The organism is Janthinobacterium violaceinigrum (assembly GCF_009208555.1).
GTDB lineage: Bacteria > Pseudomonadota > Gammaproteobacteria > Burkholderiales > Burkholderiaceae_D > Janthinobacterium > Janthinobacterium violaceinigrum.
The window spans coordinates 139,077-162,989 of record NZ_WFLI01000005.1; the positions used below are offsets into that span (position 1 = coordinate 139,077).

A 23,913-nucleotide genomic window follows, 5' to 3' on the forward strand; every position below is an offset into this window, starting at 1 on the left:
TTTTGGAAATAAGGGCGCTGCGGTCTAATGGCGGCATTCATTGTCCACCAGAGGAATCCCATGCAGACCCGTCTCCATTTCGCCGCCCTGTTATTCACCAGCATCGCCTTCACGCAGGTGGCGCAAGCGGACCAGCTGGCCGCCATCAAGGCGAAAGGCGAGCTGGTCTGCGGTACCCTGGGCACGGACGAGCCGAACAGCTTTATCGACGCCAAGTCGCGCCAGCTGGTCGGCTATGAAGTGGACCTGTGCCGCGCCATCGCCCAGGGCCTGGGCGTGAAACCCGTCGTGAAGCAGCTGGCCGTGGCTGCCCGCATTCCCGAACTGCAGCAGGGCCGCATCGACATCCTGACGGCATCCTTGACGCACAACAAGGAACGCGAAGCGCTGATCGATTTCTCCCTGTCCACGTTTTACACGGGCCAGCGCGTGCTGGTCAAAAAAAGCAGCAATATCACGACGGTCGCTGGCCTGGCCGGCAAGAAAGTGCTGACCGTCAAGGGCGGCACGCAGGAACCGAATATCCGCAAGGCCGTGCCCGGCGTGGACGTGGTGACGTTCGAGACGGCGGGCCAGGCCTATCTGGGCTTGCAGCAAGGCAAAGGCGTCGGCTATGTCGACGATGAAGTGTCCTTGCTCAACAACTACGCCAAGCTGGGCGCTGCGCAAAAAGACTACATCGTGCTGCCGCAAAACATCAGCCAGGAAGTGTTTGCCTTCGGCATCCGCAAGGGCGAGACGGGCGTGAAAACCGCCGTCGACCAGGTGCTGCGGGGCCTGGAAAAGTCGGGCGAAGCGGAAAAGCTGTTCTTCAAATGGTATGGCCCGACGAGCAACGTGAAGTTCCAGAAGCGCACATTTAAAATTGAATCGGACAAGATCGACGCCTGAACCTTGCCTGATTCTTCCGCATGTTTGATCTGAACTTTTTGCTGGCCGGCGACTACCGCGACTGGCTGCTGTCCGGCTTGCTGCTGTCCTTGCAACTGATGGGCATCACCTTGCTGTTGTCCTTGCCGCTGGCGTGCGGCGTGGCCATGCTGCGCCTGGCGCCGTCGCGTCTGCTCAACGGGCTGGGCGCCGCGTACGTCGAGCTGATCCGCAACGTGCCCTTGCTGGCGCACTTCCTGTTCTGGTATTTCGGCGCGCCCGAACTGCTGCCCGACGCCTGGAAGGAACGTTTGTACGCCAGCAATATCGAAGCCGTCAGCGCCATCACGGCCCTGACCTTGTACACGGCCGCCTACATGGCGGAAGACATCCGCAGCGGCATCCGCGCCATTCCCGTCCAGCAATTCGAAGCGGGACGGGCGCTGGGCTTCAGTTTTCTTGCCACCATGCGCTTGTGCATCGTGCCGCAGGCGCTGCGGCTGGCCGCGCCGCCGCTGCTGTCGCAAACCCTGAACCTGTGGCAAAACACCAGCATCGCCACCGTCATCGGCGTGGCCGAGCTGATGTACCAGACGCAGCGCGTGGAAGCGGCCTCGTTCCGCAGCGTCGATGCGTTCGTCTTTGCCAGCGTGGCTTACCTGGCCGTCTCGCTGCTGATCGCCAGCCTGGCGGCCTTGCTGCAAAAGAAGGTGTCCTGATGCTGGAACTGCTGCACGATTACTGGCTGTACTTTCTCGTGGGACGCTATCCCGAGGGCCCGCTGGGCGGCCTGGCGCTGACGGTGCTGCTGGCCAGCCTGGCGCTGGTGCTCAGCCTGCCGTTTGGCTTGCTGCTGGGGCTGGCGCGCCTGAGCCCCTGGCGCCTGCTGCGCTGGCCCGTCGCCGCGCTGATCCACGTGGTGCGGGGCATTCCCCTGCTGCTCGTCATCTTCTGGGCATATTTCTTCCTGCCCAGCATCACGGGTCATGAAAGCGGGCAATTCGGCACCATGCTGGCCGCCCTCGTCATCTTCGACGGCATCTATCTGGCCGAAATCGTGCGCGCCGGCGTGCAAGCCGTGCCCCGGGGACAGGTGGAAGCGGCCCGTTCCCTGGGCTTGAACTACCTGGACAGCATGCGCACGGTGGTGCTGCCGCAGGCGCTGCGCCACATGCTGCCCTCGCTGGTGAACCAGTTTGTGTCCACCATCAAGGAAACCTCGCTCGGCACCATCATCGGCCTGGCCGAAGTGTCGTTCATCGCTTCGCAAGTAAACGGCCTGGTGCTGACCAAGCCCGTGCAAGTGTATTTCTTGCTGGGCATGACGTATTTTGTTCTATGTTTCAGCCTGTCGCGCGCCGCCTTCTGGCTCGAGCGGCGCCAGGCGCGTCTCCTGAAAGCGGCTGCATGATTACCTTTGACAACGTCAACAAATATTATGGCGACTATCACGCCTTGAGCGGCATCAATGAACACGTGGCCAAGGGCGAAGTGCTGGTCGTATGCGGCCCGTCCGGTTCCGGCAAGTCGACCCTGATCCGCACCATCAACCGCCTGGAGCCGATCGCGTCGGGCCGCATCACGGTGGCGGGCCAGGACATACATGCGCCGGGACTGGACGTGAATGCCTTCCGCTCGCACATCGGTTTTGTATTCCAGCAATTCAACCTGTTTCCGCACCTCTCCGTGCTGGACAATTGCGCGCTGGCGCCGCAGCGCTTGCGCGGGCTGAGCCGCAAGGAAGCGCAGGAACGGGCGCTGGCCCTGCTCGAACGGGTGGGCCTCGCGCACAAGGCGCACGCCATGCCGGCGGCCCTGTCGGGCGGGCAGCAGCAGCGCGTGGCCATCGCCCGCGCGCTGGCCATGCAGCCGCCGCTGATGCTGTTCGACGAGCCCACCAGCGCACTGGACCCGGAAATGGTGGGCGAGGTGCTGCAAGTGATGCGCGACCTGGCGCAGGGCGGCATGACGATGGTGTGCGTCACGCACGAGATGGGCTTTGCGCGCGAAGTGGCGGACCGCGTCTGGTTCATGGACCACGGGCAAGTGCTGGAACGGGCTGCACCCGAGGATTTCTTTGCGCGGCCGCAACATGCACGCGCACAACAATTCCTGTCCGATATCCGCAGCCCGTTCAGCGCGAGCGCGTGAATGAGCGCATGATTGCGCATGGGAGTGAGCGGCTGTGTGCGCAAGCGAACGGTATCCCGGCGTTGTCCGGCGCACGCTATCGAGGCGGCGCATGGTGCGCCAGCAGCCGACGAGGAGGGCCGTATCATGTCACGCATCATCGCAGGTCATTTTCAGTTGCAGCAACAGATAGACGCCGCGCGCGCCGCCCTGAACCAGGCGGGCTTTCCCGACAGCCGCATCAGCGCCTTCTTTGTCAACCAGCCGGGCCAGCACGACTTGCACGCGCTGGGCGGCGACCGCGACACGTCGCCCGGGGCGCGGGAGACGCCGGAGGGCGTGGTGGAGGGCGTGGCCGTCGGGGCCGCCGTGGGGGCGGGCATCGGCGCGGCCACCACCTTGGCGACGGGGCCGCTGGGTCCCGTGGTGGGCGCGCTGGTGGGCGCCCACGTGGGATCGCTCTACAGTTTCAATAAAATGAAGGAAGCGGGCGAGCCCGAGGGCAACGGCGAAAACCGCAGCCAGCCACGCCATCCGGGCATGCTGATCGCCGTGGCGCTGGGCGGCCTCGACGAGCGCGAACGGGCGCTCGAGGCGCTGCACCGGCTGGGCGCCGAGCATATCGAGGAAGCGGAAGGCACGATCGCCAATGGCGACTGGCACGACTTCGATCCGCTCAGCATTCCCGTACTGGTGGCGTGAAGCGGGGCGCCAGCCGTGCCATATGCATAAATGCCGCGCTGCACGAAATTTAGGTATGATTCTTGTTAGTATTGGTAATTATTGGTAAACAATGCCGACAGGGATAGTTCCCGTGCGCCCGAAGTGATACTGGACCCAGGTGACTGCCCGTAGTACTTGCCTCGCATGCTAACGAGTATGGATAGGAGGGCGCGTCATGACACAGGCATGGTTCATTCTGACACGGGCCGACGGGCGCGACATCTGCGCGCCCTCTCCGGCACAGCTGGCCGATGCGCTGGCCGAGGTGTACCGCGGCGGCGCCGTCACGCCCGACGGCAGCCCGGCCGCCGTCTTGTTGCGCTTTGGCTACGACGACGGCTTGATGTATCAGGTCGAGGTCGCTAGCGGAGGCGAAGTCACTTTCGAGGAATGGTCGGACCGCGATTGCGAGATCGCCCTGGCTTCGCCGCGCCACATGTCGGCCTTGCCGCAGGGCGAAGCGCTGCAGCTGTGGCAGTGGCTGGCGCAGCGCCAGGTGGCGAAGATCCGCAGCCAGCCCTGGCAGGGCGGCTAGCCCGCCGCCCTCAACCGGCGCTAGTGCGCCATCAGCACGGGGATCGTCATGCTCTGCAGAATCGTGCGCGTGACGCCGCCCAGGATGGTTTCGCGCAGGCGCGAATGGCCATACGCTCCCATCACCAGCAAGTCGGCCGACAGGTCCCCCGCCTGCGACAGCAGCGCGTCGCCGATGTCGCCGCGCCGCACGCCGCCGCCATCGAGCAGATGCAGCCGCGCGTCCACGCCGTGGCGCGCCAGGTAGTGCAGCAGTTCGGCGCCCGGCTGTTCGCCGTGCTCGGCCGCATGCACCTGGGCATCGAAGATGGCCACGTGCACCTGTTCCGCACGCTGCAGCAGGGGCAGGGCGGCGCTCACGGCGCGGCTCGCTTCCTTGCTGGCATTCCAGGAAATGAGCACATTGCGCGCGGCCGCCGGCGGCGCCAGCCGGGGTAGCGGCGGCGCATACGGCACGATCAGCACGGGGCGGCCCGCATGCAGCAGCACATAGGCGGGAAAGTCGCGCATCACGGACGGCGATTTATCCTTGGCATTGTATTGGCTGATCACCACCAGGTCCGCATAGCGGGCCAGCAGGCTGATGCCGCCTGCCGCTTCATCGTCGAGCACGCGCTGTTCGAACGAGACGACGCCGGCCGCGCGCACCTGCTGCTCGAAGCCGTCGAGGGCGCGTGTGGCCCGTTCCCGCAGGAAATTCAGGTGCAAGCTCAGGTTCGGGTCGGCATCGAGGTCGGGCTGGTTCTGGTACAGCAGGCGCGACACGCCCGTCAGTGCCACGCCCGTCAGGTGGCCGCCGCAAGCCTGGGCGATGCTGGCAGCCGCGTCAATGCGGGCGGCACGTCCGCCGCTGTCGTCGATGTGGAGCAATACGGTTTTATACGTCATGGCCTGGCCTCTCGCTGTGGAGTAAGCCCCATTCTGGCACAGTCACGGGCAACGGCCGCGCACGCGTGCGGCCGCTGCCCCGGCCCGTCAGCTCATGGCAATGATGATGATGTCGGCGTCGCAGTTGCGGTAATGAATCACGATGACGATGACGCGCCGCAATTGCGCCGCCTTTTGCGCCACCTCCAGCGTGGCGCGGCTGGCGCGGTTCTTCATGCTGACCTGTACTTGCGAAGCATCGCTGACGGGGATGCCCATGGCTTTCAATGCGGCCTTCGGATTGGCCATCAGGGCCAGCACATGCTGTGGATCGAGCTCCGCCTGATGCACGGATTCCACGTCGCTCGTGCCGGGATTGATATCGTTGAACAAGTCCCTCAATGCTGCTGTGTCGTCCTGGATTTCCATCGCGTTCTCCCTGTGATTCCTACCGTCAAGCAAGGTTTGCAGGACTTGCCTGTCGAGGTGCCATCACCTCATGGGAGAGTATGATTTTGATCATTTTCCCTGCATGGATGCAGCGCAGACGGACGCTGCAATACGCAGGCTCAGCCTTTGATCTGGCGCAATGCCCGCTTCAAAAGTGCCACCTACACTTGATTCCACGCAGAACAACCATAACAAGCGGGGAGAGACAGCAATGAAAGAACAAAAGGTAGCACTGGTCACGGGCGGCATGGGCGGACTGGGCACGGCCTTGTGCCGGCGCCTGCATGCGGCGGGCTTTGCCGTCGTGGCCGCGCACACGCCGGGCAACGCGCGCGTGGAAAGCTGGCTCGACGAGCAGCAGGCGCAGCAGTATTATTTTCATCCGCTGGCCGTCGACGTGAGCGATTTCGATGCCTGCAGCGTTGCCGTGGCGCGCGTGCTGGCCCAGTTCGGCCGCATCGACGTGCTGGTCAATAATGCGGGCATCACGCGCGACCAGAGCATGCGCAAGATGGAGTTGCCGCACTGGACCGAGGTGATGCGCACCAATCTCGACAGCCTGTTCAACATGAGCAAGCAGGTGCTCGAGCCCATGCTGGCCAAGCGCTGGGGCCGCATCATCAACATCTCGTCCGTGAATGGCCAGAAGGGCGCGTTTGGCCAGTGCAATTACGCGGCCGCCAAGGCGGGCGTGCATGGCTTCAGCAAGGCGCTGGCGCTGGAAGTGGCGCGCCACGGCATCACCGTCAACACGGTCTCGCCCGGCTATCTGCGCACGCAGATGGTGACGGCCGTGCCGGCCGATATCCTGGAAACGAAGATCCTGCCGCAAATCCCGCTGGGCCGCCTGGGCGAGCCGGACGAAGTGGCGGCTCTGGTGGCTTACCTGGCGTCCGACGAGGCGGCATTCGTCACGGGCGCGAATATCGCCATCAATGGCGGACAGCATATGAGTTAGGCAAGCTGGCAGCTTGCAGGAGGGCAATGGCAGTAGAGGAGACCCGTCCGTCCAGCCGGCACGCACGATGCTGGCGGGGGACGAAAGGCAGCAGCAAGGAAGGAACGCAGGGGGCAGGGCAGCGATGCCTTGCCCTTTGTCATGAAGCCATGAAGTCATGATGCGCTGGCTGGCTGGAGAAGCGGCGTGGCCGGGCAGCCGCCCCGTCTAGCGCTGGGCTTTTTCCAGCCGCGTCTGGCAATCGATGCACAGGCGCGCTTCGGGGCGCGCGTTCAGGCGCGACAGGCCGATGGCTTCGCCGCAGTTGTCGCACAGGCCGTAGCTGCCATCGGCAAACTTGGCCAGCGCGTGCTTGATGATGGCCAGTTGCGCCAGGTTGTGTTCGGCCGCTTCGCTGACGAGGGCGTTCAAGGTGCGCACGCTGGCATTGTCGGCAGGCGAGGCTTCGATTTCATTGAGCAGCGAGGCGCGCGCGTCAGCCTCGGCCGCTTCGTTCTCGATTTGTTCCAGCAGCGCCAGCTTGCGCTGCTCCAGCACGCCCTGCAGGCGCTGCAACTGCTCTTGTGGCAATTCATTCATGGCCGTCACCCGATAGAGGTCTCTCCCAATATGGTAGTCCAAGATTGGCGGCTCTGCTTGCGCTACCACCCGCGCCGCGTTTGACGCGGCGCAGGCAGGCTAGGGCCGTTCTATGCTGGTTCTTTCAGGCAGTTGACCATCCAGGCTACGCCGAACTGGTCTTTCAGCATGCCGAAGCGTTTGGCCCAGAACGTTTCCTGCAAGGGCATCTGGATGTTGCCGTCACGGGCCAGCGCGTCGAAAGCCCGCTCCGCTTCTTCCGGCGTGTCCAGGGTCAGGCAGACGGAGCTGCCGCTCATGCCCCTGGCGCCATCTTCGCTGCAGCCGCCGTCCGAGCCCATCAGCATGGTGGGGCCCAGCTGCACGGAGCCGTGCATGATCTTGTCGTACCAGTCTTCCTTGACCTGGTCCTGGCCCGGCGAGCCTCGGAACGGCATCAGGCACAGGTCTTCGCCATGCAGGTGCTGGCGGTAGTATTCCAGCGCTTGCGCGCAATTTCCATTGAATTGCAAATACGGTTCGATACGCATATTGGCCTCCTCTGGTGGTCCCGCAGGCACGATTGCCATGCGGGGACGTCCCAGTATAGGCGCTCGCCAGCCAATTTCAATCAGTCCGGCGCCATCTCTTGCAAGCGCTCACGCACCCTGTCCAGGGTATTGAGGATGCGCTCGGGATTGCCGGCGAGGACGGCGCTGCCCAGGTGCAACAGGCTCGTCGCCAGGCTGATCCAGTGCCGCGCGTCGTCGTTGCGGGCGATGCGCAGGCGTACCGTGTCGAGCAGGCCGCTGAGCTGGCGCTGCGCCGTTTCCAGGCCGGCCACCGTGTGCCCGGCGGCATCGGCATACAACTGGTTGGCTTGCTGGCGCAAGGCCACTTCCAGGGCGAAGACGGCCTGTGCCTGGCTGTGGCTGATGCCGTTTGCCCCCTGGCTGGCGCGCTTGCGGATGGCCCGCATGACGGCGCCGTGCAGGGTGACGGCCGCCTGCGACAGGCTGTCGGCCAGTTGCTCGACGCGCATGGCGCTGCTGAGGGCCGCTTCGCGGCGTTCGCTGCCTACCGATCCGTCCATCTTGCCTCCGTGGTGGTGAGGGCGGCGGCCAGGTGCGCGTGCTCGCGCCCCAGCGCCGCCAGTTGCCGGCGCGCCAGGGTATGGCGCAGGCCAAACAGGCGGTATTCCTCCGTTTTGCTTTGTTGCATGTTTTTCGCCAGCACGGCCAGCAGCCGCTGCTGCGGCGTGTCCGCATAAGCGATTTCCACGTCGAGCAAGCCGAGCACCATGTCGCGTTCGTTGTCGCCGCTTTTGTCGTACAGAGCCAGCAGGCTGTCGAGCGCGGCCAGCAGGGCTTGCAGCGGGGCATCGCCGTCATGCAGCACTTGCGCCAGGTCGGCCTGCTGGCGGGCGCCGCCGCCCAGGCGGGACAGTTGCTGTAGCAACAGGGTGTAGGCGCTCACATGGCGGTCGTCGATGCCGCTGCCCGGCCAGGCGCGGATGGCGGCCCCGGCGCCGGCCAGTTCGGGCTGCACGTCATAGGCGCCGGCATCGGCCAGCCGGCCCAGCGCCTGCAGGTACAGGCGCACGGCTTGCGCCAGACGCGCCACGTCTGCGTGCGCGGCGCGGCGCTGCGCATCGAGCAGGCGCTCGCGCGCATCTTCGGCCGGCGACAGGTAGGGGCGGGCGCGCTGATAGCTGTCCACGTGGCGCTGCGACAGTTCGCTGAAGGCATTCACGGCATCGGTGCCGGCGGCCAGCGCGCGCACTTGCGCCAGCTCCGCGCGCGGGGCGGCGCAGCCGCACAGCACGACAGCCAGGACGAGGCTCAGGTACAGCTTCAGGCAAATGGCGCGGCGATGGCGGGCGGGCAGGGCAGACACGTCACCTCTCGACAGGAAATACTGTATGGAAAGGTATTGTGGTGCCGGCCTGCGCCGCCCGCCTTGTGCGGGCGCAAGCGCGCTGCGATCAGGCGCCCGAGGTATTCGTCAATTGCTCGCGCCAGCCCAGTCCCGCGACGGTGTCGCCGGCGGGGCGGTATTCGCAGCCGACCCAGCCGGCATAGCCGACCTGGTCCAGCAGCTTGAACACGTGGCGGTAGTTGATCTCGCCCGTGCCCGGCTCGTGGCGGCCCGGCGTGTCGGCGATCTGGATGTGGCGGATCAGGGGCAGCATGGCGCGGATGGTATTGCTCAGTTCGCCCTCCATGCGCTGCATGTGATAAATGTCGTATTGCAGGAAGATATTGCTGCGCTGGCAGTCGGCGATGATGTCGGCCGCCTGCTGGCTATGGTTCAGAAAGTAGCCGGGCATGTCGTAGCGGTTGATGGGCTCGATCAACACGTTGATGCCGTGCGGACGGCAGGCGTCGGCCGCAAATTGCAGGTTGCCGATCAGGCTTTGCCGCGCCCGCTCCAGGCTCATGCCGGGTGGCACGATGCCCGACATGCAGTGCAGCTGCCTGGCCCCCAGCGCCAGCGCATAGTTGAGCGCCAGCTGCACATTGCCGCGAAATTCCTCGCCCCGGCGCGGATCGCAGGCGATGCCCCGCTCGCCATGCTCCCAGTCGCCGGGCGGAAAGTTGAAGAGGGCCAGCTGCAGCCGGTGGCGTTCCAGCCGCATGGCAATCTGCCGCGCCTCGACGGCATAGGGGAACAGGAATTCGACGGCATCGAAACCCGCTTCCCTGGCGGCGGCAAAGCGGTCCAGGAAGGGCAGTTCGGTAAACATCATGCTGAGGTTGGCAGCGAAGTTCGGCATGGCGGCACGCAGGTGAGGACGATGGACACTATCCTAGCCCAAATCGCCAATTGGTGGCGTGCATAAAAAAACCGTCCCAGAAGCTAGTTCTGGAACGGTTTTTGTCGTCTTTTTGATTAAGACAAACGCCGCCTGAAAGCGTAGCGAGCGGGAGTGATATTGCGTCGAGTCGCGCAGCCGTACAAGAGTACGGCGAGCAACGCAAACGCAATAGCGCCCCGCGCAGTAGCTTTCAGGCCGCGTTTTAGCGGCCGCGGCCGCCGGAGCGATGGTTGGCCGCGGAACGCGGCGCATTGCCCGAACGGTTGCCGCCGCCACCGCCGCCCGATGGGCCGGCGCTGCGTGGCTTGGCGCCGCTGCCGCCCGTTTTCACGCGCACCACGGCGCCTGCTGGCGCGCGGCTGTTGTTGCGGTGACCGCCGGTGCCGCTGCGCAATTGCACAGGCTGGGCGCGGGCGTTCAGGTCCGGCTCGAAGCCCGGGATCACTTCGCGCGGCAGGGTTTGCTTGATCAGCTTTTCGATGTCTTTCAACATTTCGTGCTCATCCACGCAAACCAGCGACACGGCTTCGCCCTTGGCGCCGGCACGGCCCGTGCGGCCGATACGGTGCACATAGTCTTCCGGAATGTTCGGCAAGTCGTAGTTGACGACGTGCGGCAACTGGTCGATATCGATACCGCGCGCGGCGATGTCGGTGGCGACCAGCACTTGCAGGGTGCCATCCTTGAACTCGGACAGCGCGCGCGTGCGTGCCGACTGGCTCTTGTTGCCGTGGATGGCCAGGGCGCCGATGCCGTCCGCGCCCAGTTGCTCGACCAGTTTATTGGCGCCATGCTTGGTGCGCGTAAACACCAGCACTTGCGTCCAGTTGTTCGACTTGATCAGGTAGGACAGCATCGGGTGCTTCTTGTCGCGGTCGACGGGATGGATCTTTTGCTTGATCACTTCCACGGTCGAATTGCGGCGCGCCACTTCGATCATGGCTGGCTTGTTCAGCAAGCCGTCGGCCAGGGCCTTGATCTCTTCCGAGAACGTGGCCGAGAACAGCAGGTTCTGGCGTTTCGGCGGCAGTACGGCCAGCACTTTCTTGATGTCGCGGATGAAGCCCATGTCCAGCATGCGGTCGGCTTCGTCCAGGATCAGGATTTCCACTTTCGACAGGTCGACGGTGCCCTGGCCCATGTGGTCCAGCAAGCGGCCCGGCGTGGCGACGAGGATATCGACGCCGTGCTTGAGTTGCTTGATCTGCGGGTTGATGCCGACGCCGCCGAAGATCACGGCCGAGTTCAGCTTGGTGTACTTGCTGTAGGCGCGCACACTTTCCTCGACCTGCGCGGCGAGTTCGCGCGTCGGTGCCAGGATCAGGGCGCGGATCGGGCGCGTCGAGGTGTTGCTGGTGATGGCCGCGCCATTGGCGTCGGTCGACAGGCGGTGCAGCACGGGCAGGGTGAAGCCGGCCGTCTTGCCGGTACCGGTTTGTGCGCCGGCCAGCAAGTCGCCGCCAGCCAGCACGGCGGGAATCGCCTGCGACTGGATCGGGGTCGGCACGGTGTAGCCGTGTTCGGTAACGGCACGTACGATAGCGTCGGACAATCCGAGGGAGGAAAAGGACATGGTAACTTTATTGTGAGATCGGCCTGTCGCCATCGTGGGGCGCCAGTCGCAGGCAATCAGATTAGGGGTCGAAAGACAGCGGCAAGGGGACTGGTCATATGTGCCGCACACGCGAAGTATAACAGCCTGGCAAAAACGCGCCTGTTTTGTTTCAAGTTTGCAATGCCGCAAGTAAAGAAAAGGGGCTGGCGCGTCCTCCCTTATTCGTTGCCACGGCATTGCGCCTAGTCGTCGATCTCTTCGACGGCGTAGCGCACGCCCTGGGCATCGAGCCAGGCGCGCACGGCGTCCAGGCCGTGCCACGGGTCCGGGCGCAGGTACTGGCACACGTACAGTCCGGCGTCCGTCAGCCTGGCGTCCGTGCCGGGCATGCCGCCGGCCGCCTGCGGCAGCGCCGCCAGCAACTGTCCCAGGTGCTGGCGCTGGCCGGCCGTCAGGCTGGCCGCGATCCTGAATTCAAACCCCATGTTGTCCTCCGTGCGATTGGTTGCGGTGCATGTATTTTATATCATCGAAAAAATCGAATATAGCTTGGCATTCTTTCCGTTTTTGTTTTTGTTTTTGTGCGTGCATACTGCATATCACTGACACGCAACATGGCAGCGCAAGAAGGAAAGCGCTAGATTGTGCGGGCCGGATACCACCATTTTGATATTCAATTATTTTCACCGAGGAAAACATCATGCCGATCGCTACCGCCCAAGCCGCACAAAAACTGCTGACCCCGAACGACCACACCCTGATCATGATCGACCACCAGTCGCAGATGGCGTTCGCCACGCGCTCCATCGACCTGGCCCTGCTGCGCAACAACGCGGCGCTGGTGGCCAAGGCGGCGGCCGAATTCAAGGTGCCTGCCATCCTCACGACGGTGGCCGCCAAATCGTTCTCCGGCCCCATCTTCGATGAAATCCAGTCCGTCTTCCCGCAGCAGACGCCGATCGACCGCACCACCATGAATACCTGGGAAGACGCGCGCATCGCCGACAAGGTGAATGGCTACGGCAAGGGCAAGATCGTGCTGGCGGGCCTGTGGACGTCTGTCTGCATCGTGGGTCCCGCCCTGTCGGCGCTGGAGCAGGGTTTCGAAGTGTACGTGATCGCCGACGCCAGCGGCGACGTCTCCGACGAAGCCCATGCGATGGCGATGCAGCGCATGATACAGGCGGGCGCGCAGCCGCTGACGTCCGTGCAATACTTGCTGGAACTGCAGCGCGACTGGGCCCGCGGCGAGACCTACAATGAGACGGTGGCAACGGCCGTGGCGCACGGCGGCGGCTACGGCCTGGGCCTGATCTACGCCAAATCCATGTTCAACGCCAGCGAAGGCCATTGATTTTCAGCGAAGTATCAGCCCCGCCAGCCGGCGGGGCACCGTCCAGCACCTGATTCCGGAGATTTAGCATGAGCGCAAGCACGATTTTACTCAATGGCCGTTTCCACACGGTCGACAGGACGCAGCCGCTGGCGTCCGCCGTCGCCATCGCCGATGGCAAATTCCTCGCCGTGGGCGACGGTGAAGACGTGATGCGCCACCGGGGCCCCGCCACGCAGGTGATCGACCTGGATGGCCGCACGGTGATTCCCGGCCTGAACGACTCGCATCTGCACCTGATTCGCGGCGGCTTGAACTACAACCTGGAATTGCGCTGGGAAGGCGTGCCGTCGCTGGCCGACGCCTTGCGCATGCTCAAGGAGCAGGCGCTGCGCACGCCGAATCCGCAATGGGTGCGCGTGGTGGGTGGCTGGACGGAATTCCAGTTCGCGGAAAAGCGCATGCCGACCCTCGATGAAATCAACGCGGCCGCACCCGACACGCCCGTCTTCATCCTGCACCTGTACGACCGCGCCCTGCTGAACCGCGCCGCCCTGCGCGCCGTCGGCTACGACAAGAATACGCCGAACCCGCCCGGCGGCGAGATCGTGCGCGACGGCGCAGGCAATCCCACGGGCCTGCTGATCGCCCGGCCGAACGCCATGATCTTATATGCGACCCTGGCGAAAGGCCCCAAGCTGCCGCTGGAACTGCAAGTCAATTCCACGCGCCAGTTCATGCGCGAATTGAACCGGCTGGGCATCACCAGCGCCATCGATGCGGGCGGCGGCTTCCAGAATTATCCCGAGGATTACGCCGTCGTCGACGAGCTGGCGCAAAAGGAGCAGCTGACCATCCGCATCGCCTACAACCTGTTCACGCAAAACAAGGGCGCGGAATTGCAGGACTTCCAGAAGTGGACGGGCATGGTCAAGCCGGGCGACGGCACGGATTTCTACCGCCACAACGGCGCCGGCGAAATGCTGGTGTTTTCCGCCGCCGACTTCGAGGACTTCCTCGAGCCGCGCCCGGAACTGGCGGCCGGCATGGAAGACGAGCTGGAAAAGGTTGTGCGCCACCTGGTCGAGCAGCGCTGGCCGTTCCGCCTGCATGCCACCTATGACGAATCGATCGGCCGCATGCTCGACGTGTTTGAAAAGGTCAACCGCGACACGCCGTTCGGCGGCTTGCACTGGCTGTTCGACCACGCGGAAACCATCAGTCCGAGGAATATCGACCGGGTCAAGGCGCTGGGCGGCGGCCTGGCCATCCAGCACCGCATGGCTTTCCAGGGCGAGTATTTCGTCGAGCGCTACGGAGCCGAGGCGGCGAAGGCCACGCCGCCCGTGCAGCGCATGCTCGACGCGGGCGTGCCCGTGGGCGGCGGCACGGATGCCACGCGGGTGGCCAGCTACAACCCGTGGACGGCGCTGTACTGGCTGGTGTCGGGGCGCACCGTGGGCGGCCTGGCCCTGACGGATGCGGCGGGCCGTCTGTCGCGCGACACGGCGCTGGAACTGTGGACGGCCGGCAGCGCCTGGTTCTCCAGCGAGCAAGGCAAGAAGGGGCGCATCCGTGTCGGCATGCTGGCCGACCTGTCCGTGCTGTCGGCCGATTACTTCAGCGTGCCGGAAGAGGCGATCAAGTCCATCGAATCCGTGCTGACCATGGTGGGCGGCAAGGTCGTCTACGGCCAGGCGGAATTCACGACCCTGGCGCCGCCGCCTATCCCCGTGCTGCCCGAGTGGTCGCCCGTGCGCACGGTGCCGGGACACTACCGGCCCGCGGCCAGGCCGGCGCAAGCCGCGCTGCCGCACCAGTGCGCGGGCGCCTGCGGCGTGCATGCGCATGCCCATGACCGGGCGCGCAAGTCGGCCGTGCCGATCAGCGATTTTTCCGGCTTCTGGGGCACGCTGGGCTGCAGCTGCTTCGCTTTCTAGGCGGTGACGGAGATGAATATGCGCTACAAGAAAGTCATCCTCGGCCTGCTGCTGGCCTTTGTCGTGGGCTTCGTGTGCCAGCTGGCGCGCATCCCCGTGCCGGCGCCGCCCGTGCTCAGCGCCGCGCTGCTGGTGTTCCTGACCAGCTGCGGCTACTGGCTCACGGGCCTGTACCTGCAGCGCCGTGCATTAAAACGGGAGGCGCCATGAACGTCATGCTGGCAGGATCGGTACTGGGCTTGCTGGTGGGCGCCGTGTGCCGCTGGTTCGACCTGCCATCGCCCACGCCGCCCACGCCCACCGGCGCGGCGATGGTGGTGGCCATGACGCTGGGTTTTGTCGTGGCGGGGCAGTGGCAGGGCTAGGCGCTTATTTGGAAATGCGCAAAATGGCCGAGGCGAGGCGCGTGAAGCAGGGACTCAGGTCGCTGTCGGTGGCTGCGTAGCAGTACAGGCCTACGGGTTCGGCCGGCTTGCGGCAGCTGGCTTTCGCATCCGTGGTATTGGCCAGGCAGCGCAGCAAGTCTTCGCCCAGCTCGTTGTCCGGTCCTTCCTTGGTCTTCAGCGATGCGCCCATGCCCAGGGTGAAGATGAATATGCCTTCCTGGCGCGCCTTGGCCGCCATCGCTTCGACCAGGTTGCGCGAGGCGCGGTGCACATTTGTCCATTGCACCTGCGCCGAGGCGATGGAAGCGGTCACGACGCGGGGCGTGTTGGTCACGATGGGAAACTCGCGCAGCGCCACGTCGTCGGCTTTGTCGAATTCTTTATCCGCGTTGTACCAGGGGGGGATCGCGGTGATCCTGCTGGCAGCGCAGTTCCCGGACTGCACGTTGTCAGCCTCTTTCATTGCGTACAGGCCGACCAGCGGGGAGTTTTGGAAAGCGGTAAAAGTGGCGAGGCCGCCTGCCGTCGTGCAGTTGTTGCCCGTGTTGGGAAAGTACGAGGAAAACGCCGCCGGCGAGCCATCGGAAAAAAACACGATGACGCGCAGGCTGGAGCGGTTGAGCGGCAAGATATCGTTCAGCTGTTTGCGTGCATGAAACATGCCGGCGGAAGAATTGGTGCCGCCGGTAAAGATGAATTTATCGATCTTGCCATCTTTTACGGTCATGCTGCTGCGGTCGAAACCGCGGTTGACCTGCTTGATCGGGACATCGATTTGCGCTTCCGAGGCGAAATGCAGCAAGCCGACCCGGTCGACCGTGGAGTTGAACTTGTTCAGGAAGGACTTGCCCGCCGCCCGCACGGCATCGGTATTGTTTTTCAGCGAACCCGACGTGTCCATCACCAGCACCATGTCCAGGTCCTTGCGGATGGTTTGCGCGCTGGCGGCCACGTTCAGGGTCTTGAAACCCAGTATGCCCATCAGCGAGACGGGCAGCGAGGCGGTGGCGGAAACGTCGATGGTGACGGTGCCCTTGTCGAACGTGACGTCGACGGGATTCAAGGTCGGCGTCGACAGCAGGAATTTGTCCGGGTAGTTAACATCAAAAAACTCCTTTGCCGACTGGCGCGCGCTGGCCCGCTGTTCCGCTTCCGAGTTGCCCGCCGTGACGCCACGGGCCGCCGCCAGGCTGGCCGAGTCGACGGCCGCATTGAGCTTGGCCTTGACGAAGTAGCCGAGGGCCGAATCGACGGCCAGGCCCGCCGCGGCGATCAGGACGACGGCCGACAGCGCCACCATGATCAGCACTTGCCCGCCTTGCCGCTTGTGTGGAATGCGCATCAGAATATCGTCATGGAAGTCAGGTCGGGACCCAGGATGGGCGTCGTGCTGTTGCCAATTTTTAATGTGCCGAACAGCATGTCGAAATTGTAGAAAGTTTCCACGGCGTAGATCAGTTCTCCATCGGCCAGCTGGCCGGCCATCAGGGACAGCACGGGCGCCTTGTCCGCCTTGGCGATGCCCGTGCACGTGCCATTGGTCCAGCTGCCGCATTGCCAGACCTGGCTGGCGGGCAGGTAGCCGCTGGCCTTCGCGCCCGCGTCCCAGCGGTACTGTTCCAGCACGATGTTGCGCACGGCGGCATTTGCCGACGGCGTATAACCCATGATCTTGGTGATATAGATCATGCCGCGCCCGTTCATGTCCAGCGGCGGCGTGCTGGCGGCCAGCGCATTCATGATGCCCTGGCTGGAACCGCTGAGGTCGGACGTGGCGCGCGAAGCCAGGTTGGCGCCTTCGCGGCTGATGTTGAGCAGGATGATCTTGGCCTGGATGGCGCGCGACAGGTCGACCACCATGACCAGCAGCAGTGCCAGCAGCGGCAGCACGATGGCAAATTCCACGGCGGCAATGCCGCGCGCGCCGCGCCGCAGGGGACGGTGGGCGCGCCTCATAGGCCGCCAAAGCTTTCATTGCGCATGGTGGCGGCCACCACGAAGCGCGACTTGCCGTCCTTGAAGAAGGCGGCCATGAGCGGCGTGGCGAACTTCCAGTTGCATTCGACGGAGATGACGACGATATCGCCGCTGTTGCCGAACATGCCGGCGCTGGTGCCGCTGGTGCCGTTCACCGTGATGATGGGATTGACCTTGTCGTAGATGCCCATCGAACTGGCTTTCATCTTTTGAATGACGGCCTGGTAGCGTTGCTGGTTGCTGCTGGCGGGGTCGAGATCCTTGTTGCCCGTCACGGCATAGCGCGCGCCTTCGCGCACCGCATGCTGCATGGTGAGATTGGCGAAATACGCCATGCTCAGTTCGATCACGCCTATCATCAGCAGCAGGAAGGCGGGGGCAATGATGGCAAACTCGACAAGGGAGGCGCCCGCTTGCCGGATGCTGGCGGGCGGGGGGCGGGAAAAACGGGGTTTGGCCTTGCTGAGCGTCATTGCAGGTATCCAGGTAAAGGCTCGCGCCGGCATATGTCTGGCAGTGAATTCAAATAAATTTGCCGAGGCTTATTTTATCTTGCTTTAAGCGGGTGAGGGTCGCATTAAAATGCGCGGAAATCAAGTTTATTGTAATTTACATAGTAAATAACGGGCTTCCCATTCCTAATTCCTGATCCTGAGAGTAATATGCGGAGCGTAAGGAAATTAAAAAATAATTAACCATTGTCTGGCGTGCCCAGCCAATGGCGCTTTTATGCAAAGATGAAATCAGCATGCTGCAAAAGCAACAATTGCAAGGGGAGCAGAATACCGTGGCGGCATTGCCGCCGGAGGAGCATGCGGACTTGCAAATGATCTTTGGCATGCGCCTGTTATTGGCCATGGCGGCATTGCTGACCTTGATAGTCAATCCCGGCAATCAGGCAATGTCGGGGCAGCTGGCCTGGACGATCCTGCCCCTGTATGCGCTATACAGCGGGGCATTGCTGGTGTTGCTGCATTTTCATCGGGGCCGCGGCAAGCGCGTGTACTGGCTCGATGTCCTGTGGTGCGGCCTGATCGTGCTGTGCACGGGCGGCGGCGAGAGTTATTTTTTCCCCCTGTTCTTCTTTGTGATCCTGGCATCCTCGTTTCAGCGGGGGCTCGATGAAGGCACGCGCATGACGCTCGCTTCCTGCGCCTTGCTGGTGCTGGCGTCGGTGCTGTCGGAGCAGGAGCCGAACCTGTCGCACTTGCTCTTGCGCACGGCGTTTGTCATGGCGCTGGGCTACATGATCGCGTACTGGGGTGGCCTGAGCCTGCTGCAAAAGCGCCGCCTGGCCTTGCTGCGCGAAGTGAGCCAGCAATCGAATCCCCGTTTCGGGGTTGACCATACGGTGGCGTCCATGCTGGAAAAGGCGCGCGTCTTCTTTGGCGCCAGCAGCTGCATCCTGGTCATGCGCGAGGGCGGCGCCGCGCATTGGCAGCTGCGCACGGCGCTCGACGACAGCCGGGGAAATGGCGGGCGCGTCAGCCAGATGAGCGAAGCGGCCGTGGCGCCGCTGATGGCGTTCGACGCCAGCCAGAGCGTGCTGTACGCGCCGTCGCTGCGTGCGCGCCTCGGGCTCGGCCATGCGTGGCAGGCAACGGCGCGCGGCAGCGCCAGATGGCAGCGGCTCGCGATGGAGGCCACGCAGGGGGCCGCCCTGGCGGAACTGTTCGATGCGCCATCGTTCATCAGCGTTCCCTTGCCCTTGCATAAGGGGCAGGGCCGCCTGTACGTGCTGTCGGCCAGGGAGCGGCTGTCGAAGGCCGATGCGCGCTTCCTTACGCATATCGTGACGCAGGTCTTTCCCCAGATAGAAAACATCGCCATTCTCGACAAGCTCGCTTCCGGCGCCGCTTACCGCGAACGGCAGAAAATTGCCCGCGATTTGCACGATTCCACCATCCAGCCCTACATCGGCTTGCGCCATGGCTTGAGCGCCTTGCGCGCCAAGGTGGCCGCCGACAGCCCCTTGCTGGGCGAGCTCGACAAGCTGATCGACATGAGCGGCCAGGTGATCGGCGACCTGCGCCAGATGGCCAGGACGGTGCGCGGCGGCCAGCAGCACGACGAGCCCGAGCTGCTGGTGGCCCTGCGGCGGCAGGCGGAACAGTTGAAGAAATTCTTTGGCATCGACATCGAGATTGTCTCGGAGCGGGCGTTCGTCCTCAGCGACAGGCTGGCGGCGGAAGTGTTTCAGATCGTCAATGAAGGCATGAGCAACATCCGCCGGCACACGACGGCCCGCGAGGGTTGCGTGCGCCTTGCCTGCGACACGCATGCCGTCTCCATCTCGATCGAGAATGCGGCCGAGGCCGAAGCGCCGCAGCGCGCCCCGTTCATGCCCGCGTCCATCGCCGAACGCGCCCAGGCGCTGGGCGGCACCGTGCAGGTCGGCCAGGCAGCTGGCGGCGCGACGGCGGTGCGCATTGAAATTCCCGTGTAAGGGCCTGGCCCTGCGGGCCGTGGCACATAAAAGGTAAGCCTATGTCTATTCTGCACCCCATCCGCGTCATGCTGGTCGACGACCATAAAACCATGCTGTGGGGCCTGGAAAAACTGCTGGAGGATGCGTGCCCGACGATGGAGGTGGTGGCCAGCGTCGGCACGATCGGCGATGCCGTGGCGCTGACGGGCAGCCTGCAGCCCGATATCGTCGTGCTCGACGTCGATCTCGATGGCGTGTGTTCCGTCGATTTCGTGCCGGCGCTGGTGGCCAATGGCGTCACGCGGGCGCTGATGTTCAGCGGCACGCGCGACCAGGAGATGCTGGCCCGCGCCGTGCGCAACGGGGCGCGGGGCGTGATCGGCAAGGAGGTGGCGGCGGCGCAGGTGATCGATGCCATCGCGCGCGTGCACCGCGGTGAACTGTGCCTGGACCAGGCCTTGCTGGGCAACTTGCTGGGAGCGCTGATCAAGCCGGTGCCGGCAGCGGCGGCGGCCGATCCCGAGGCGGCCCGCATCGCCTTGCTGACCCTGAAGGAGCGCAAGATTGTCGCCATGATGGTGGAAGGCAATGGCGCACTCAATAAAACCATAGCGCAGCGCGCGTTTATTTCCGAGCAAACCTTGCGCAACCATCTGACGTCGATTTACAGCAAGCTCGACGTGGCCAACCGCCTGGAGCTGTATGTGTATGCCTTGAAGAATGGCCTTGCCGTGGCCCATGAATGCTGAGGCCAGTACAAATGTACCGAATGCCTGCGAAAAAAAAGCTCTTTTGTACCGGCAATAAAATTACTTTTGTCTGTTTAATATCAATATTTATTTCTTTATAATACATCTATCAGCAATCGGTAAATACCGCTGAATTAGCCAGACTGCTATTACGAATTGGGAAAAGAGCAGGAAGAGATCGAAAAAGAGACGATAAGCACGTCGTCGTGTATTTCTTGCGCGATTGGCGCGGCAATTCACTTTCGGACACCTCTTGTTATTGTCGCCGATGGTCGTGGTATGCCTGATTGTACTTCTGTCCATATGCAAGAATCCGCGGCGTTGCTCCATTTTCTGGCTGCCTGCGCCGTTGCACATGACGTTGTAAAACTCACTCTGAATGGATTAATCATGAATTTCATCAAAAACTTTATCGCTGAAGAAGATGGCGTAACGGCAATCGAATACGGCCTGATCGCCGCACTGATCGCCGTCGCGATCGTTGCCGCAGTCAAATTGCTGGGCACCAATCTGTCGGCCGTCTTCACGGGCGTCTCGACCACCCTGACTGCCAAGCCGTAATCATCGCTCGCGACATGGCGACGTGCCCCGTCCCGGGCACGCGCCGATGGTGGCCCGGATCAGCCGCATGGCGCCGGGCCATCGTTGTTTGTGCCCCAGCCATCGTGCTTCCCGTGCCGAAGAATCCATGTACACCGATCTTTTCCTGACCTGGTCGCCGGCAGTCCTGCTGGCCGGCTTGCTGCTGCTGGCCGTGTACCACGACGTGCGCAGCCGCCGCATTCCGAACCGCCTGGTGTTGTCGGGCGCGCTGGCGGGACTGCTGCTCAATTGCGTCATGCCGGCCGGCGCCGGCCTGCTGACGGCCACGCCGGGCGCGATCGGCTTCTGGCCCGCGCTGGGCGGCCTGGCACTGGGCCTGGCGCTGCTGCTGCCGATGTATGCGCTCAAGGCGCTGGGCGCCGGCGACGTGAAACTGATGGCCATGGTGGGGGCGTTCGTGGGCCCGTACACCGTCTTCCTTTGTCTGCTGTCCACCTTGCTCGCCGGCGGCGTGCTGGCACTGGCCGTGGCCGCCTTCCACGGCAGCTTGCGCCAGGTCGCCGGCAACAGCTACCACATGGCCTTGAACAGCTTCATGCGGGCCATCGCGGCGCAGCGGCCCGAGATCGATGCGCCGGTCGTGCCTAGCGGCAAGTTGCCCTATGCCATAGCCATCGCCTGCGGCACGTCGCTGTATCTGCTCCTGGCCGCCAGTGGCCCGCTGGGAATCTTCGCATGACCGCTGGCGTCTTCCGTACCCGTACCCATGTCTGCTGATCTGCTTGCCGCACCGGCGTCCCAGCGCGCACCGCGCACCGTCGACGAGACGGGCTTGCCTTTCTTTTTCCTGGTCGAATTGCTGGTCAAGGTGCTGTTCCAGCGGGGCCAGCTGCACCTGCCGGAACTGGCCGCCTACGTCAAGCTGGGCCTGGGCGTGATCGACCCCGTGATCGTCTTCATGCGGCAGGAAAAGATGTGCGAAGTCATGCGCCGCGGCGCCAGCGGCACGGATGCCGACATCCATTACCAGTTGACGGACAGCGGCCGCCAGCGCGCCCTCGAATGCCTGGCGCGCAATGCCTATGCGGGCCCGTGCCCCGTGCCGCTGGCTGCCTACAACGCCCAGGTGTCGGCGCAAAGCGTGGCCAACATGCACGTCACGCGCCCGCAGGTGGCGGCCAGCTTCGATGGCGTGGTGGTCAACCCGGGCGTGCTCGACCAGCTGGGCGCGGCCATGAATTCAGGGCGCGCCATATTCATCTACGGCGCCGCCGGCAGCGGCAAGACCTATCTGGCCGAACGCCTGCAAGACTTGCTGCAAGGCGCCATCGCCTTGCCATACGCCATCATGGTCGATGGCGAAGTCGTGCCTTTTTATGATCCGGTGCTGCATCTGCCGGCGGCGCAGCAGCCGCAAGCGCCGGCCGGCATTGAGCGGGCCGTGCAGCTCGACGCGCGCTGGGTGCGCGGCGTGCGCCGCCCGGCCGTGCTCACCGGCGGCGAGCTGACCCTGGAAATGCTGGACCTGCGCTTCGACAGCGTGACGCGGCTGTACCGCGCGCCGCCCCACCTGAAGGCCAACAACGGCATCTTCATCATCGACGACCTGGGGCGCCAGCGCTGCTCGCCGCTGGAACTGATGAACCGCTGGATCGTGCCGATGGACCGCGCCATCGATTACCTGTCGCTGCACAACGGCCATACCTTCCAGGTGCCGTTCGACGTGGTGGTGGTGTTTTCCTCGAACTTCCTGCCAGAGCGCCTGTCGGATGCGGCCTTCCTGCGCCGCCTGGGCTACAAGATCGAAGTGCCGGCGCTCAGCGCGGCCCATTATGAAACCGTGTTTCGCCAGACCTGTGCCCGCTACGGGCTGCCCTTCGATGCGGCCGCCTTTGCCTATCTGCTGCAGCGCCATGCGCGCGGCTCCACGCCCTTGCTGGCCTGTTATCCGCGCGACCTGCTGCGCCAGGTGCGCGACCTGGCCCGCTACGAAGGCACGGCGGCGCAGCTGAACGAGCAGGTGCTGGACTGGGCCTGGAACAATTATTTTGCCGGCGCCGGCGCCGGCGACAGTCAGGGCGCGCAAGCGAAGGCCGTGCAGGAACGGCGCGAACAGAAACCAAGCTGAAGTCAGAGGAAAAACCATGCGAAATACCCGTGCTTTATTGATGTTGCTGCTGGCCCTGGTGCTGGCTGGCGCCGCCGTGCTGGCGGCGGCGGTCTGGATGGGCGGCCAGAGTACGCCCGCGAGCCAGAAGATCGTCGTGGCCCTGGTCGATATCGGCGTGGGCACGAAGATCAGTCCGCTCATGTTGCGCAGCATGGACTGGCCCGCAGGCGCGCAGCCGCCGGGCGCCTTTGCCGACAGCAAGGCGCTGGACGGGCGCATCACGCGCACGGCCATCAGCCTGGGCGAGCCCGTGCTGGAAAGCAAACTGGCGCCGCCGGGCACGACCGGCGGCCTGTCGTCCATCGTGGCCGACGGCAAGCGCGCCATGACCGTGCGCGTCAACGATGTCGTGGGGGTGGCGGGCTTTGCCTTGCCGGGCAACTTTGTCGACATCCTCGTCAATACCCAGGATGACCGGGCCAAGGCCAGCGGCGGCGGCGAGCTGGCCATTTCCAAGATCGTGCTCGAGCGCATCCTCGTGCTGGCCGTGGCGCAGGAATCGAACCGCGACGACAACAAGCCCAAGGTGGTCAATGCCGTGACCCTGGAATTGACGCCGGACCAGGTGGAAAAGCTGGACCTGGCGCGCAGCGTGGGCGCCTTGTCGCTGGTGCTGCGCAACCAGGTCGATCCGGCACCCGTCAACACGGGCGGCGCCACCAAGGAGTCGCTGCTGGGGCTGAAGCCGCTGGCACCCGCCGCGGTGCCGCGCGCGGCCGCAGTTGTGCGGCAGGCGCCGGTGGCGGATTGATGTCGCGCATCGGCTGCGGTGGCGGTGGCTGCGGTGCGGCTGCCTGCGGCGCCAGGCCAGCGGCGGCCAGCGCCTGCTGGATGGCTTCGGTGGCGGCGGCCGGCCCCTGGCCCATCAGGTTGCGGGTTGCGGCGCGCATGTGCGCCAGCATGTTGAGAGGTAGTTTCATGACC

General features: G+C 64.2%; 29 protein-coding genes. 17 read left to right on the forward strand and 12 right to left on the reverse strand.

Annotation, left to right across the window (positions count from 1 at the left end; translation table 11 throughout):
- Positions 1-60: 60 nt before the first annotated feature.
- From GCN75_RS06145 to GCN75_RS06170, 6 genes are all read left to right on the forward strand, one after another.
- Positions 61-891, forward strand: coding sequence for a transporter substrate-binding domain-containing protein (locus GCN75_RS06145; RefSeq protein WP_152281819.1), 831 nt, complete (start codon positions 61-63; stop codon positions 889-891).
- 20 nt (positions 892-911) lie between these two features.
- Positions 912-1,589 carry an amino acid ABC transporter permease gene (locus tag GCN75_RS06150; protein ID WP_152281820.1) on the forward strand — a complete coding sequence of 226 codons (678 nt, stop codon included), beginning with the start codon at positions 912-914 and terminating at the stop codon, positions 1,587-1,589.
- Complete coding sequence (locus GCN75_RS06155; protein ID WP_152281821.1) at positions 1,589-2,281, forward strand: amino acid ABC transporter permease; 693 nt, start codon at positions 1,589-1,591, stop codon at positions 2,279-2,281. The genes GCN75_RS06150 and GCN75_RS06155 overlap by 1 nt, the downstream gene beginning before the upstream one ends.
- Entirely contained in the window at positions 2,278-3,021 is a 744-nt protein-coding gene (locus tag GCN75_RS06160) for an amino acid ABC transporter ATP-binding protein (protein ID WP_152281822.1), read from the forward strand. The genes GCN75_RS06155 and GCN75_RS06160 overlap by 4 nt, the downstream gene beginning before the upstream one ends.
- 126 nt (positions 3,022-3,147) lie before the next feature.
- Positions 3,148-3,702: a glycine zipper domain-containing protein gene (locus GCN75_RS06165; protein WP_152281823.1), complete on the forward strand. Its 555-nt coding sequence runs from the start codon at positions 3,148-3,150 to the stop codon at positions 3,700-3,702.
- Between the two features lie 196 nt (positions 3,703-3,898).
- Positions 3,899-4,258 (forward strand): hypothetical protein, encoded by a 360-nt coding sequence (locus tag GCN75_RS06170; RefSeq protein WP_152281824.1) that lies wholly within the window; start codon positions 3,899-3,901, stop codon positions 4,256-4,258.
- A 20-nt stretch (positions 4,259-4,278) separates the two neighbouring features.
- On the opposite strand, the gene GCN75_RS06175 is transcribed toward GCN75_RS06170, so the two are convergent.
- Positions 4,279-5,145, reverse strand: coding sequence for a universal stress protein (locus GCN75_RS06175; protein WP_152281825.1), 867 nt, complete (start codon positions 5,143-5,145; stop codon positions 4,279-4,281).
- An 87-nt stretch (positions 5,146-5,232) separates the two neighbouring features.
- A complete protein-coding gene (locus tag GCN75_RS06180) occupies positions 5,233-5,553 on the reverse strand; it encodes a hypothetical protein (protein WP_152281826.1) in 321 nt (106 codons plus the stop codon).
- Positions 5,554-5,785: 232 nt separating this feature from the next.
- Between GCN75_RS06180 and phbB the strand changes: the two genes are divergently transcribed.
- Positions 5,786-6,532 (forward strand): acetoacetyl-CoA reductase, encoded by a 747-nt coding sequence (phbB, locus tag GCN75_RS06185; protein WP_152281827.1) that lies wholly within the window; start codon positions 5,786-5,788, stop codon positions 6,530-6,532.
- A gap of 207 nt (positions 6,533-6,739) precedes the next feature.
- Here phbB and GCN75_RS06190 read toward each other — a convergent pair whose 3' ends face one another.
- The 7 genes from GCN75_RS06190 to GCN75_RS06220 form a co-directional block, all read right to left on the reverse strand.
- Complete coding sequence (locus tag GCN75_RS06190; RefSeq protein WP_152281828.1) at positions 6,740-7,111, reverse strand: TraR/DksA family transcriptional regulator; 372 nt, start codon at positions 7,109-7,111, stop codon at positions 6,740-6,742.
- Positions 7,112-7,221: 110 nt separating this feature from the next.
- Positions 7,222-7,641 carry a VOC family protein gene (locus GCN75_RS06195; protein ID WP_152281829.1) on the reverse strand — a complete coding sequence of 140 codons (420 nt, stop codon included), beginning with the start codon at positions 7,639-7,641 and terminating at the stop codon, positions 7,222-7,224.
- Positions 7,642-7,721: 80 nt separating this feature from the next.
- Positions 7,722-8,183: a hypothetical protein gene (locus tag GCN75_RS06200; RefSeq protein ID WP_152281830.1), complete on the reverse strand. Its 462-nt coding sequence runs from the start codon at positions 8,181-8,183 to the stop codon at positions 7,722-7,724.
- Positions 8,168-8,986 (reverse strand): hypothetical protein, encoded by an 819-nt coding sequence (locus tag GCN75_RS06205; protein WP_152281831.1) that lies wholly within the window; start codon positions 8,984-8,986, stop codon positions 8,168-8,170. Before GCN75_RS06205 ends, GCN75_RS06200 begins: the two co-directional genes overlap by 16 nt.
- 88 nt (positions 8,987-9,074) lie before the next feature.
- Positions 9,075-9,866 (reverse strand): 2-oxo-tetronate isomerase, encoded by a 792-nt coding sequence (otnI, locus tag GCN75_RS06210; RefSeq protein WP_152281832.1) that lies wholly within the window; start codon positions 9,864-9,866, stop codon positions 9,075-9,077.
- Positions 9,867-10,110: 244 nt separating this feature from the next.
- The gene (locus GCN75_RS06215; protein WP_128139990.1) at positions 10,111-11,481 is read right to left on the reverse strand and encodes a DEAD/DEAH box helicase; all 1,371 of its coding nucleotides are present in this window, start codon (positions 11,479-11,481) and stop codon (positions 10,111-10,113) included.
- 224 nt (positions 11,482-11,705) lie between these two features.
- Positions 11,706-11,948 carry a hypothetical protein gene (locus tag GCN75_RS06220; protein WP_152281833.1) on the reverse strand — a complete coding sequence of 81 codons (243 nt, stop codon included), beginning with the start codon at positions 11,946-11,948 and terminating at the stop codon, positions 11,706-11,708.
- A 215-nt stretch (positions 11,949-12,163) separates the two neighbouring features.
- Here GCN75_RS06220 and GCN75_RS06225 point away from each other — a divergent pair, with 215 nt between their 5' ends.
- From GCN75_RS06225 to GCN75_RS06240, 4 genes are all read left to right on the forward strand, one after another.
- On the forward strand, positions 12,164-12,817 hold the full coding sequence (locus GCN75_RS06225) for a hydrolase (RefSeq protein WP_152281834.1): 654 nt from the start codon (positions 12,164-12,166) through the stop codon (positions 12,815-12,817).
- 68 nt (positions 12,818-12,885) lie between these two features.
- On the forward strand, positions 12,886-14,736 hold the full coding sequence (locus tag GCN75_RS06230; protein ID WP_152281835.1) for an amidohydrolase: 1,851 nt from the start codon (positions 12,886-12,888) through the stop codon (positions 14,734-14,736).
- An 18-nt stretch (positions 14,737-14,754) separates the two neighbouring features.
- Positions 14,755-14,946, forward strand: coding sequence for a DUF1427 family protein (locus tag GCN75_RS06235; RefSeq protein ID WP_152281836.1), 192 nt, complete (start codon positions 14,755-14,757; stop codon positions 14,944-14,946).
- Positions 14,943-15,101 (forward strand): XapX domain-containing protein, encoded by a 159-nt coding sequence (locus tag GCN75_RS06240; RefSeq protein ID WP_077401676.1) that lies wholly within the window; start codon positions 14,943-14,945, stop codon positions 15,099-15,101. Before GCN75_RS06235 ends, GCN75_RS06240 begins: the two co-directional genes overlap by 4 nt.
- A gap of 4 nt (positions 15,102-15,105) precedes the next feature.
- Here GCN75_RS06240 and GCN75_RS06245 read toward each other — a convergent pair whose 3' ends face one another.
- From GCN75_RS06245 to GCN75_RS06255, 3 genes are read right to left on the reverse strand one after another with little or no spacing between them, the layout of a single operon-like run.
- Positions 15,106-16,464, reverse strand: coding sequence for a vWA domain-containing protein (locus GCN75_RS06245; protein ID WP_152281837.1), 1,359 nt, complete (start codon positions 16,462-16,464; stop codon positions 15,106-15,108).
- Positions 16,464-17,078 carry a TadE/TadG family type IV pilus assembly protein gene (locus GCN75_RS06250; RefSeq protein ID WP_152281838.1) on the reverse strand — a complete coding sequence of 205 codons (615 nt, stop codon included), beginning with the start codon at positions 17,076-17,078 and terminating at the stop codon, positions 16,464-16,466. Before GCN75_RS06250 ends, GCN75_RS06245 begins: the two co-directional genes overlap by 1 nt.
- Positions 17,075-17,572: a TadE family protein gene (locus tag GCN75_RS06255; RefSeq protein ID WP_152281839.1), complete on the reverse strand. Its 498-nt coding sequence runs from the start codon at positions 17,570-17,572 to the stop codon at positions 17,075-17,077. The genes GCN75_RS06250 and GCN75_RS06255 overlap by 4 nt, the downstream gene beginning before the upstream one ends.
- 275 nt (positions 17,573-17,847) lie before the next feature.
- Here GCN75_RS06255 and GCN75_RS06260 point away from each other — a divergent pair, with 275 nt between their 5' ends.
- The 6 genes from GCN75_RS06260 to cpaB all read left to right on the forward strand — a co-directional run bounded on the left by GCN75_RS06260 (position 17,848) and on the right by cpaB (position 23,740).
- On the forward strand, positions 17,848-19,545 hold the full coding sequence (locus GCN75_RS06260; protein WP_193317398.1) for a sensor histidine kinase: 1,698 nt from the start codon (positions 17,848-17,850) through the stop codon (positions 19,543-19,545).
- Positions 19,546-19,586: 41 nt separating this feature from the next.
- Complete coding sequence (locus tag GCN75_RS06265; protein ID WP_226941151.1) at positions 19,587-20,276, forward strand: response regulator transcription factor; 690 nt, start codon at positions 19,587-19,589, stop codon at positions 20,274-20,276.
- 390 nt (positions 20,277-20,666) lie between these two features.
- Positions 20,667-20,837 carry a Flp family type IVb pilin gene (locus GCN75_RS06270; RefSeq protein ID WP_152281841.1) on the forward strand — a complete coding sequence of 57 codons (171 nt, stop codon included), beginning with the start codon at positions 20,667-20,669 and terminating at the stop codon, positions 20,835-20,837.
- Positions 20,838-20,964: 127 nt separating this feature from the next.
- Entirely contained in the window at positions 20,965-21,558 is a 594-nt protein-coding gene (locus GCN75_RS06275; protein WP_226941153.1) for an A24 family peptidase, read from the forward strand.
- A 27-nt stretch (positions 21,559-21,585) separates the two neighbouring features.
- Positions 21,586-22,947 (forward strand): ATP-binding protein, encoded by a 1,362-nt coding sequence (locus tag GCN75_RS06280; protein ID WP_226941155.1) that lies wholly within the window; start codon positions 21,586-21,588, stop codon positions 22,945-22,947.
- 16 nt (positions 22,948-22,963) lie between these two features.
- Positions 22,964-23,740: a Flp pilus assembly protein CpaB gene (gene cpaB, locus GCN75_RS06285; protein ID WP_152281842.1), complete on the forward strand. Its 777-nt coding sequence runs from the start codon at positions 22,964-22,966 to the stop codon at positions 23,738-23,740.
- The last annotated feature ends 173 nt before the right edge of the window (positions 23,741-23,913 follow it).

Excerpts from the sequence above, each read along its gene's own strand:
- GCN75_RS06225 (WP_152281834.1), top strand. The coding sequence starts at position 12,164 with ATGCCGATCGCTACCGCCCAAGCCGCACAAAAACTGCTGACCCCGAAC.
- GCN75_RS06230 (WP_152281835.1), top strand. The coding sequence starts at position 12,886 with ATGAGCGCAAGCACGATTTTACTCAATGGCCGTTTCCACACGGTCGAC.
- GCN75_RS06150 (WP_152281820.1), top strand. The coding sequence starts at position 912 with ATGTTTGATCTGAACTTTTTGCTGGCCGGCGACTACCGCGACTGGCTG.
- cpaB (WP_152281842.1), top strand. The coding sequence starts at position 22,964 with ATGCGAAATACCCGTGCTTTATTGATGTTGCTGCTGGCCCTGGTGCTG.
- GCN75_RS06280 (WP_226941155.1), top strand. The coding sequence starts at position 21,586 with ATGTCTGCTGATCTGCTTGCCGCACCGGCGTCCCAGCGCGCACCGCGC.
- GCN75_RS06145 (WP_152281819.1), top strand. The coding sequence starts at position 61 with ATGCAGACCCGTCTCCATTTCGCCGCCCTGTTATTCACCAGCATCGCC.
- GCN75_RS06165 (WP_152281823.1), top strand. The coding sequence starts at position 3,148 with ATGTCACGCATCATCGCAGGTCATTTTCAGTTGCAGCAACAGATAGAC.
- GCN75_RS06250 (WP_152281838.1), bottom strand. The coding sequence starts at position 17,078 with ATGAGGCGCGCCCACCGTCCCCTGCGGCGCGGCGCGCGCGGCATTGCC.
- GCN75_RS06175 (WP_152281825.1), bottom strand. The coding sequence starts at position 5,145 with ATGACGTATAAAACCGTATTGCTCCACATCGACGACAGCGGCGGACGT.
- GCN75_RS06260 (WP_193317398.1), top strand. The coding sequence starts at position 17,848 with ATGCTGCAAAAGCAACAATTGCAAGGGGAGCAGAATACCGTGGCGGCA.
- GCN75_RS06190 (WP_152281828.1), bottom strand. The coding sequence starts at position 7,111 with ATGAATGAATTGCCACAAGAGCAGTTGCAGCGCCTGCAGGGCGTGCTG.
- GCN75_RS06240 (WP_077401676.1), top strand. The coding sequence starts at position 14,943 with ATGAACGTCATGCTGGCAGGATCGGTACTGGGCTTGCTGGTGGGCGCC.
- GCN75_RS06160 (WP_152281822.1), top strand. The coding sequence starts at position 2,278 with ATGATTACCTTTGACAACGTCAACAAATATTATGGCGACTATCACGCC.
- GCN75_RS06180 (WP_152281826.1), bottom strand. The coding sequence starts at position 5,553 with ATGGAAATCCAGGACGACACAGCAGCATTGAGGGACTTGTTCAACGAT.
- GCN75_RS06195 (WP_152281829.1), bottom strand. The coding sequence starts at position 7,641 with ATGCGTATCGAACCGTATTTGCAATTCAATGGAAATTGCGCGCAAGCG.
- GCN75_RS06215 (WP_128139990.1), bottom strand. The coding sequence starts at position 11,481 with ATGTCCTTTTCCTCCCTCGGATTGTCCGACGCTATCGTACGTGCCGTT.
- GCN75_RS06270 (WP_152281841.1), top strand. The coding sequence starts at position 20,667 with ATGAATTTCATCAAAAACTTTATCGCTGAAGAAGATGGCGTAACGGCA.
- GCN75_RS06245 (WP_152281837.1), bottom strand. The coding sequence starts at position 16,464 with ATGCGCATTCCACACAAGCGGCAAGGCGGGCAAGTGCTGATCATGGTG.
- otnI (WP_152281832.1), bottom strand. The coding sequence starts at position 9,866 with ATGCCGAACTTCGCTGCCAACCTCAGCATGATGTTTACCGAACTGCCC.
- GCN75_RS06255 (WP_152281839.1), bottom strand. The coding sequence starts at position 17,572 with ATGACGCTCAGCAAGGCCAAACCCCGTTTTTCCCGCCCCCCGCCCGCC.
- phbB (WP_152281827.1), top strand. The coding sequence starts at position 5,786 with ATGAAAGAACAAAAGGTAGCACTGGTCACGGGCGGCATGGGCGGACTG.
- GCN75_RS06265 (WP_226941151.1), top strand. The coding sequence starts at position 19,587 with ATGTCTATTCTGCACCCCATCCGCGTCATGCTGGTCGACGACCATAAA.
- GCN75_RS06220 (WP_152281833.1), bottom strand. The coding sequence starts at position 11,948 with ATGGGGTTTGAATTCAGGATCGCGGCCAGCCTGACGGCCGGCCAGCGC.
- GCN75_RS06200 (WP_152281830.1), bottom strand. The coding sequence starts at position 8,183 with ATGGACGGATCGGTAGGCAGCGAACGCCGCGAAGCGGCCCTCAGCAGC.
- GCN75_RS06235 (WP_152281836.1), top strand. The coding sequence starts at position 14,755 with ATGCGCTACAAGAAAGTCATCCTCGGCCTGCTGCTGGCCTTTGTCGTG.
- GCN75_RS06170 (WP_152281824.1), top strand. The coding sequence starts at position 3,899 with ATGACACAGGCATGGTTCATTCTGACACGGGCCGACGGGCGCGACATC.
- GCN75_RS06155 (WP_152281821.1), top strand. The coding sequence starts at position 1,589 with ATGCTGGAACTGCTGCACGATTACTGGCTGTACTTTCTCGTGGGACGC.
- GCN75_RS06275 (WP_226941153.1), top strand. The coding sequence starts at position 20,965 with ATGTACACCGATCTTTTCCTGACCTGGTCGCCGGCAGTCCTGCTGGCC.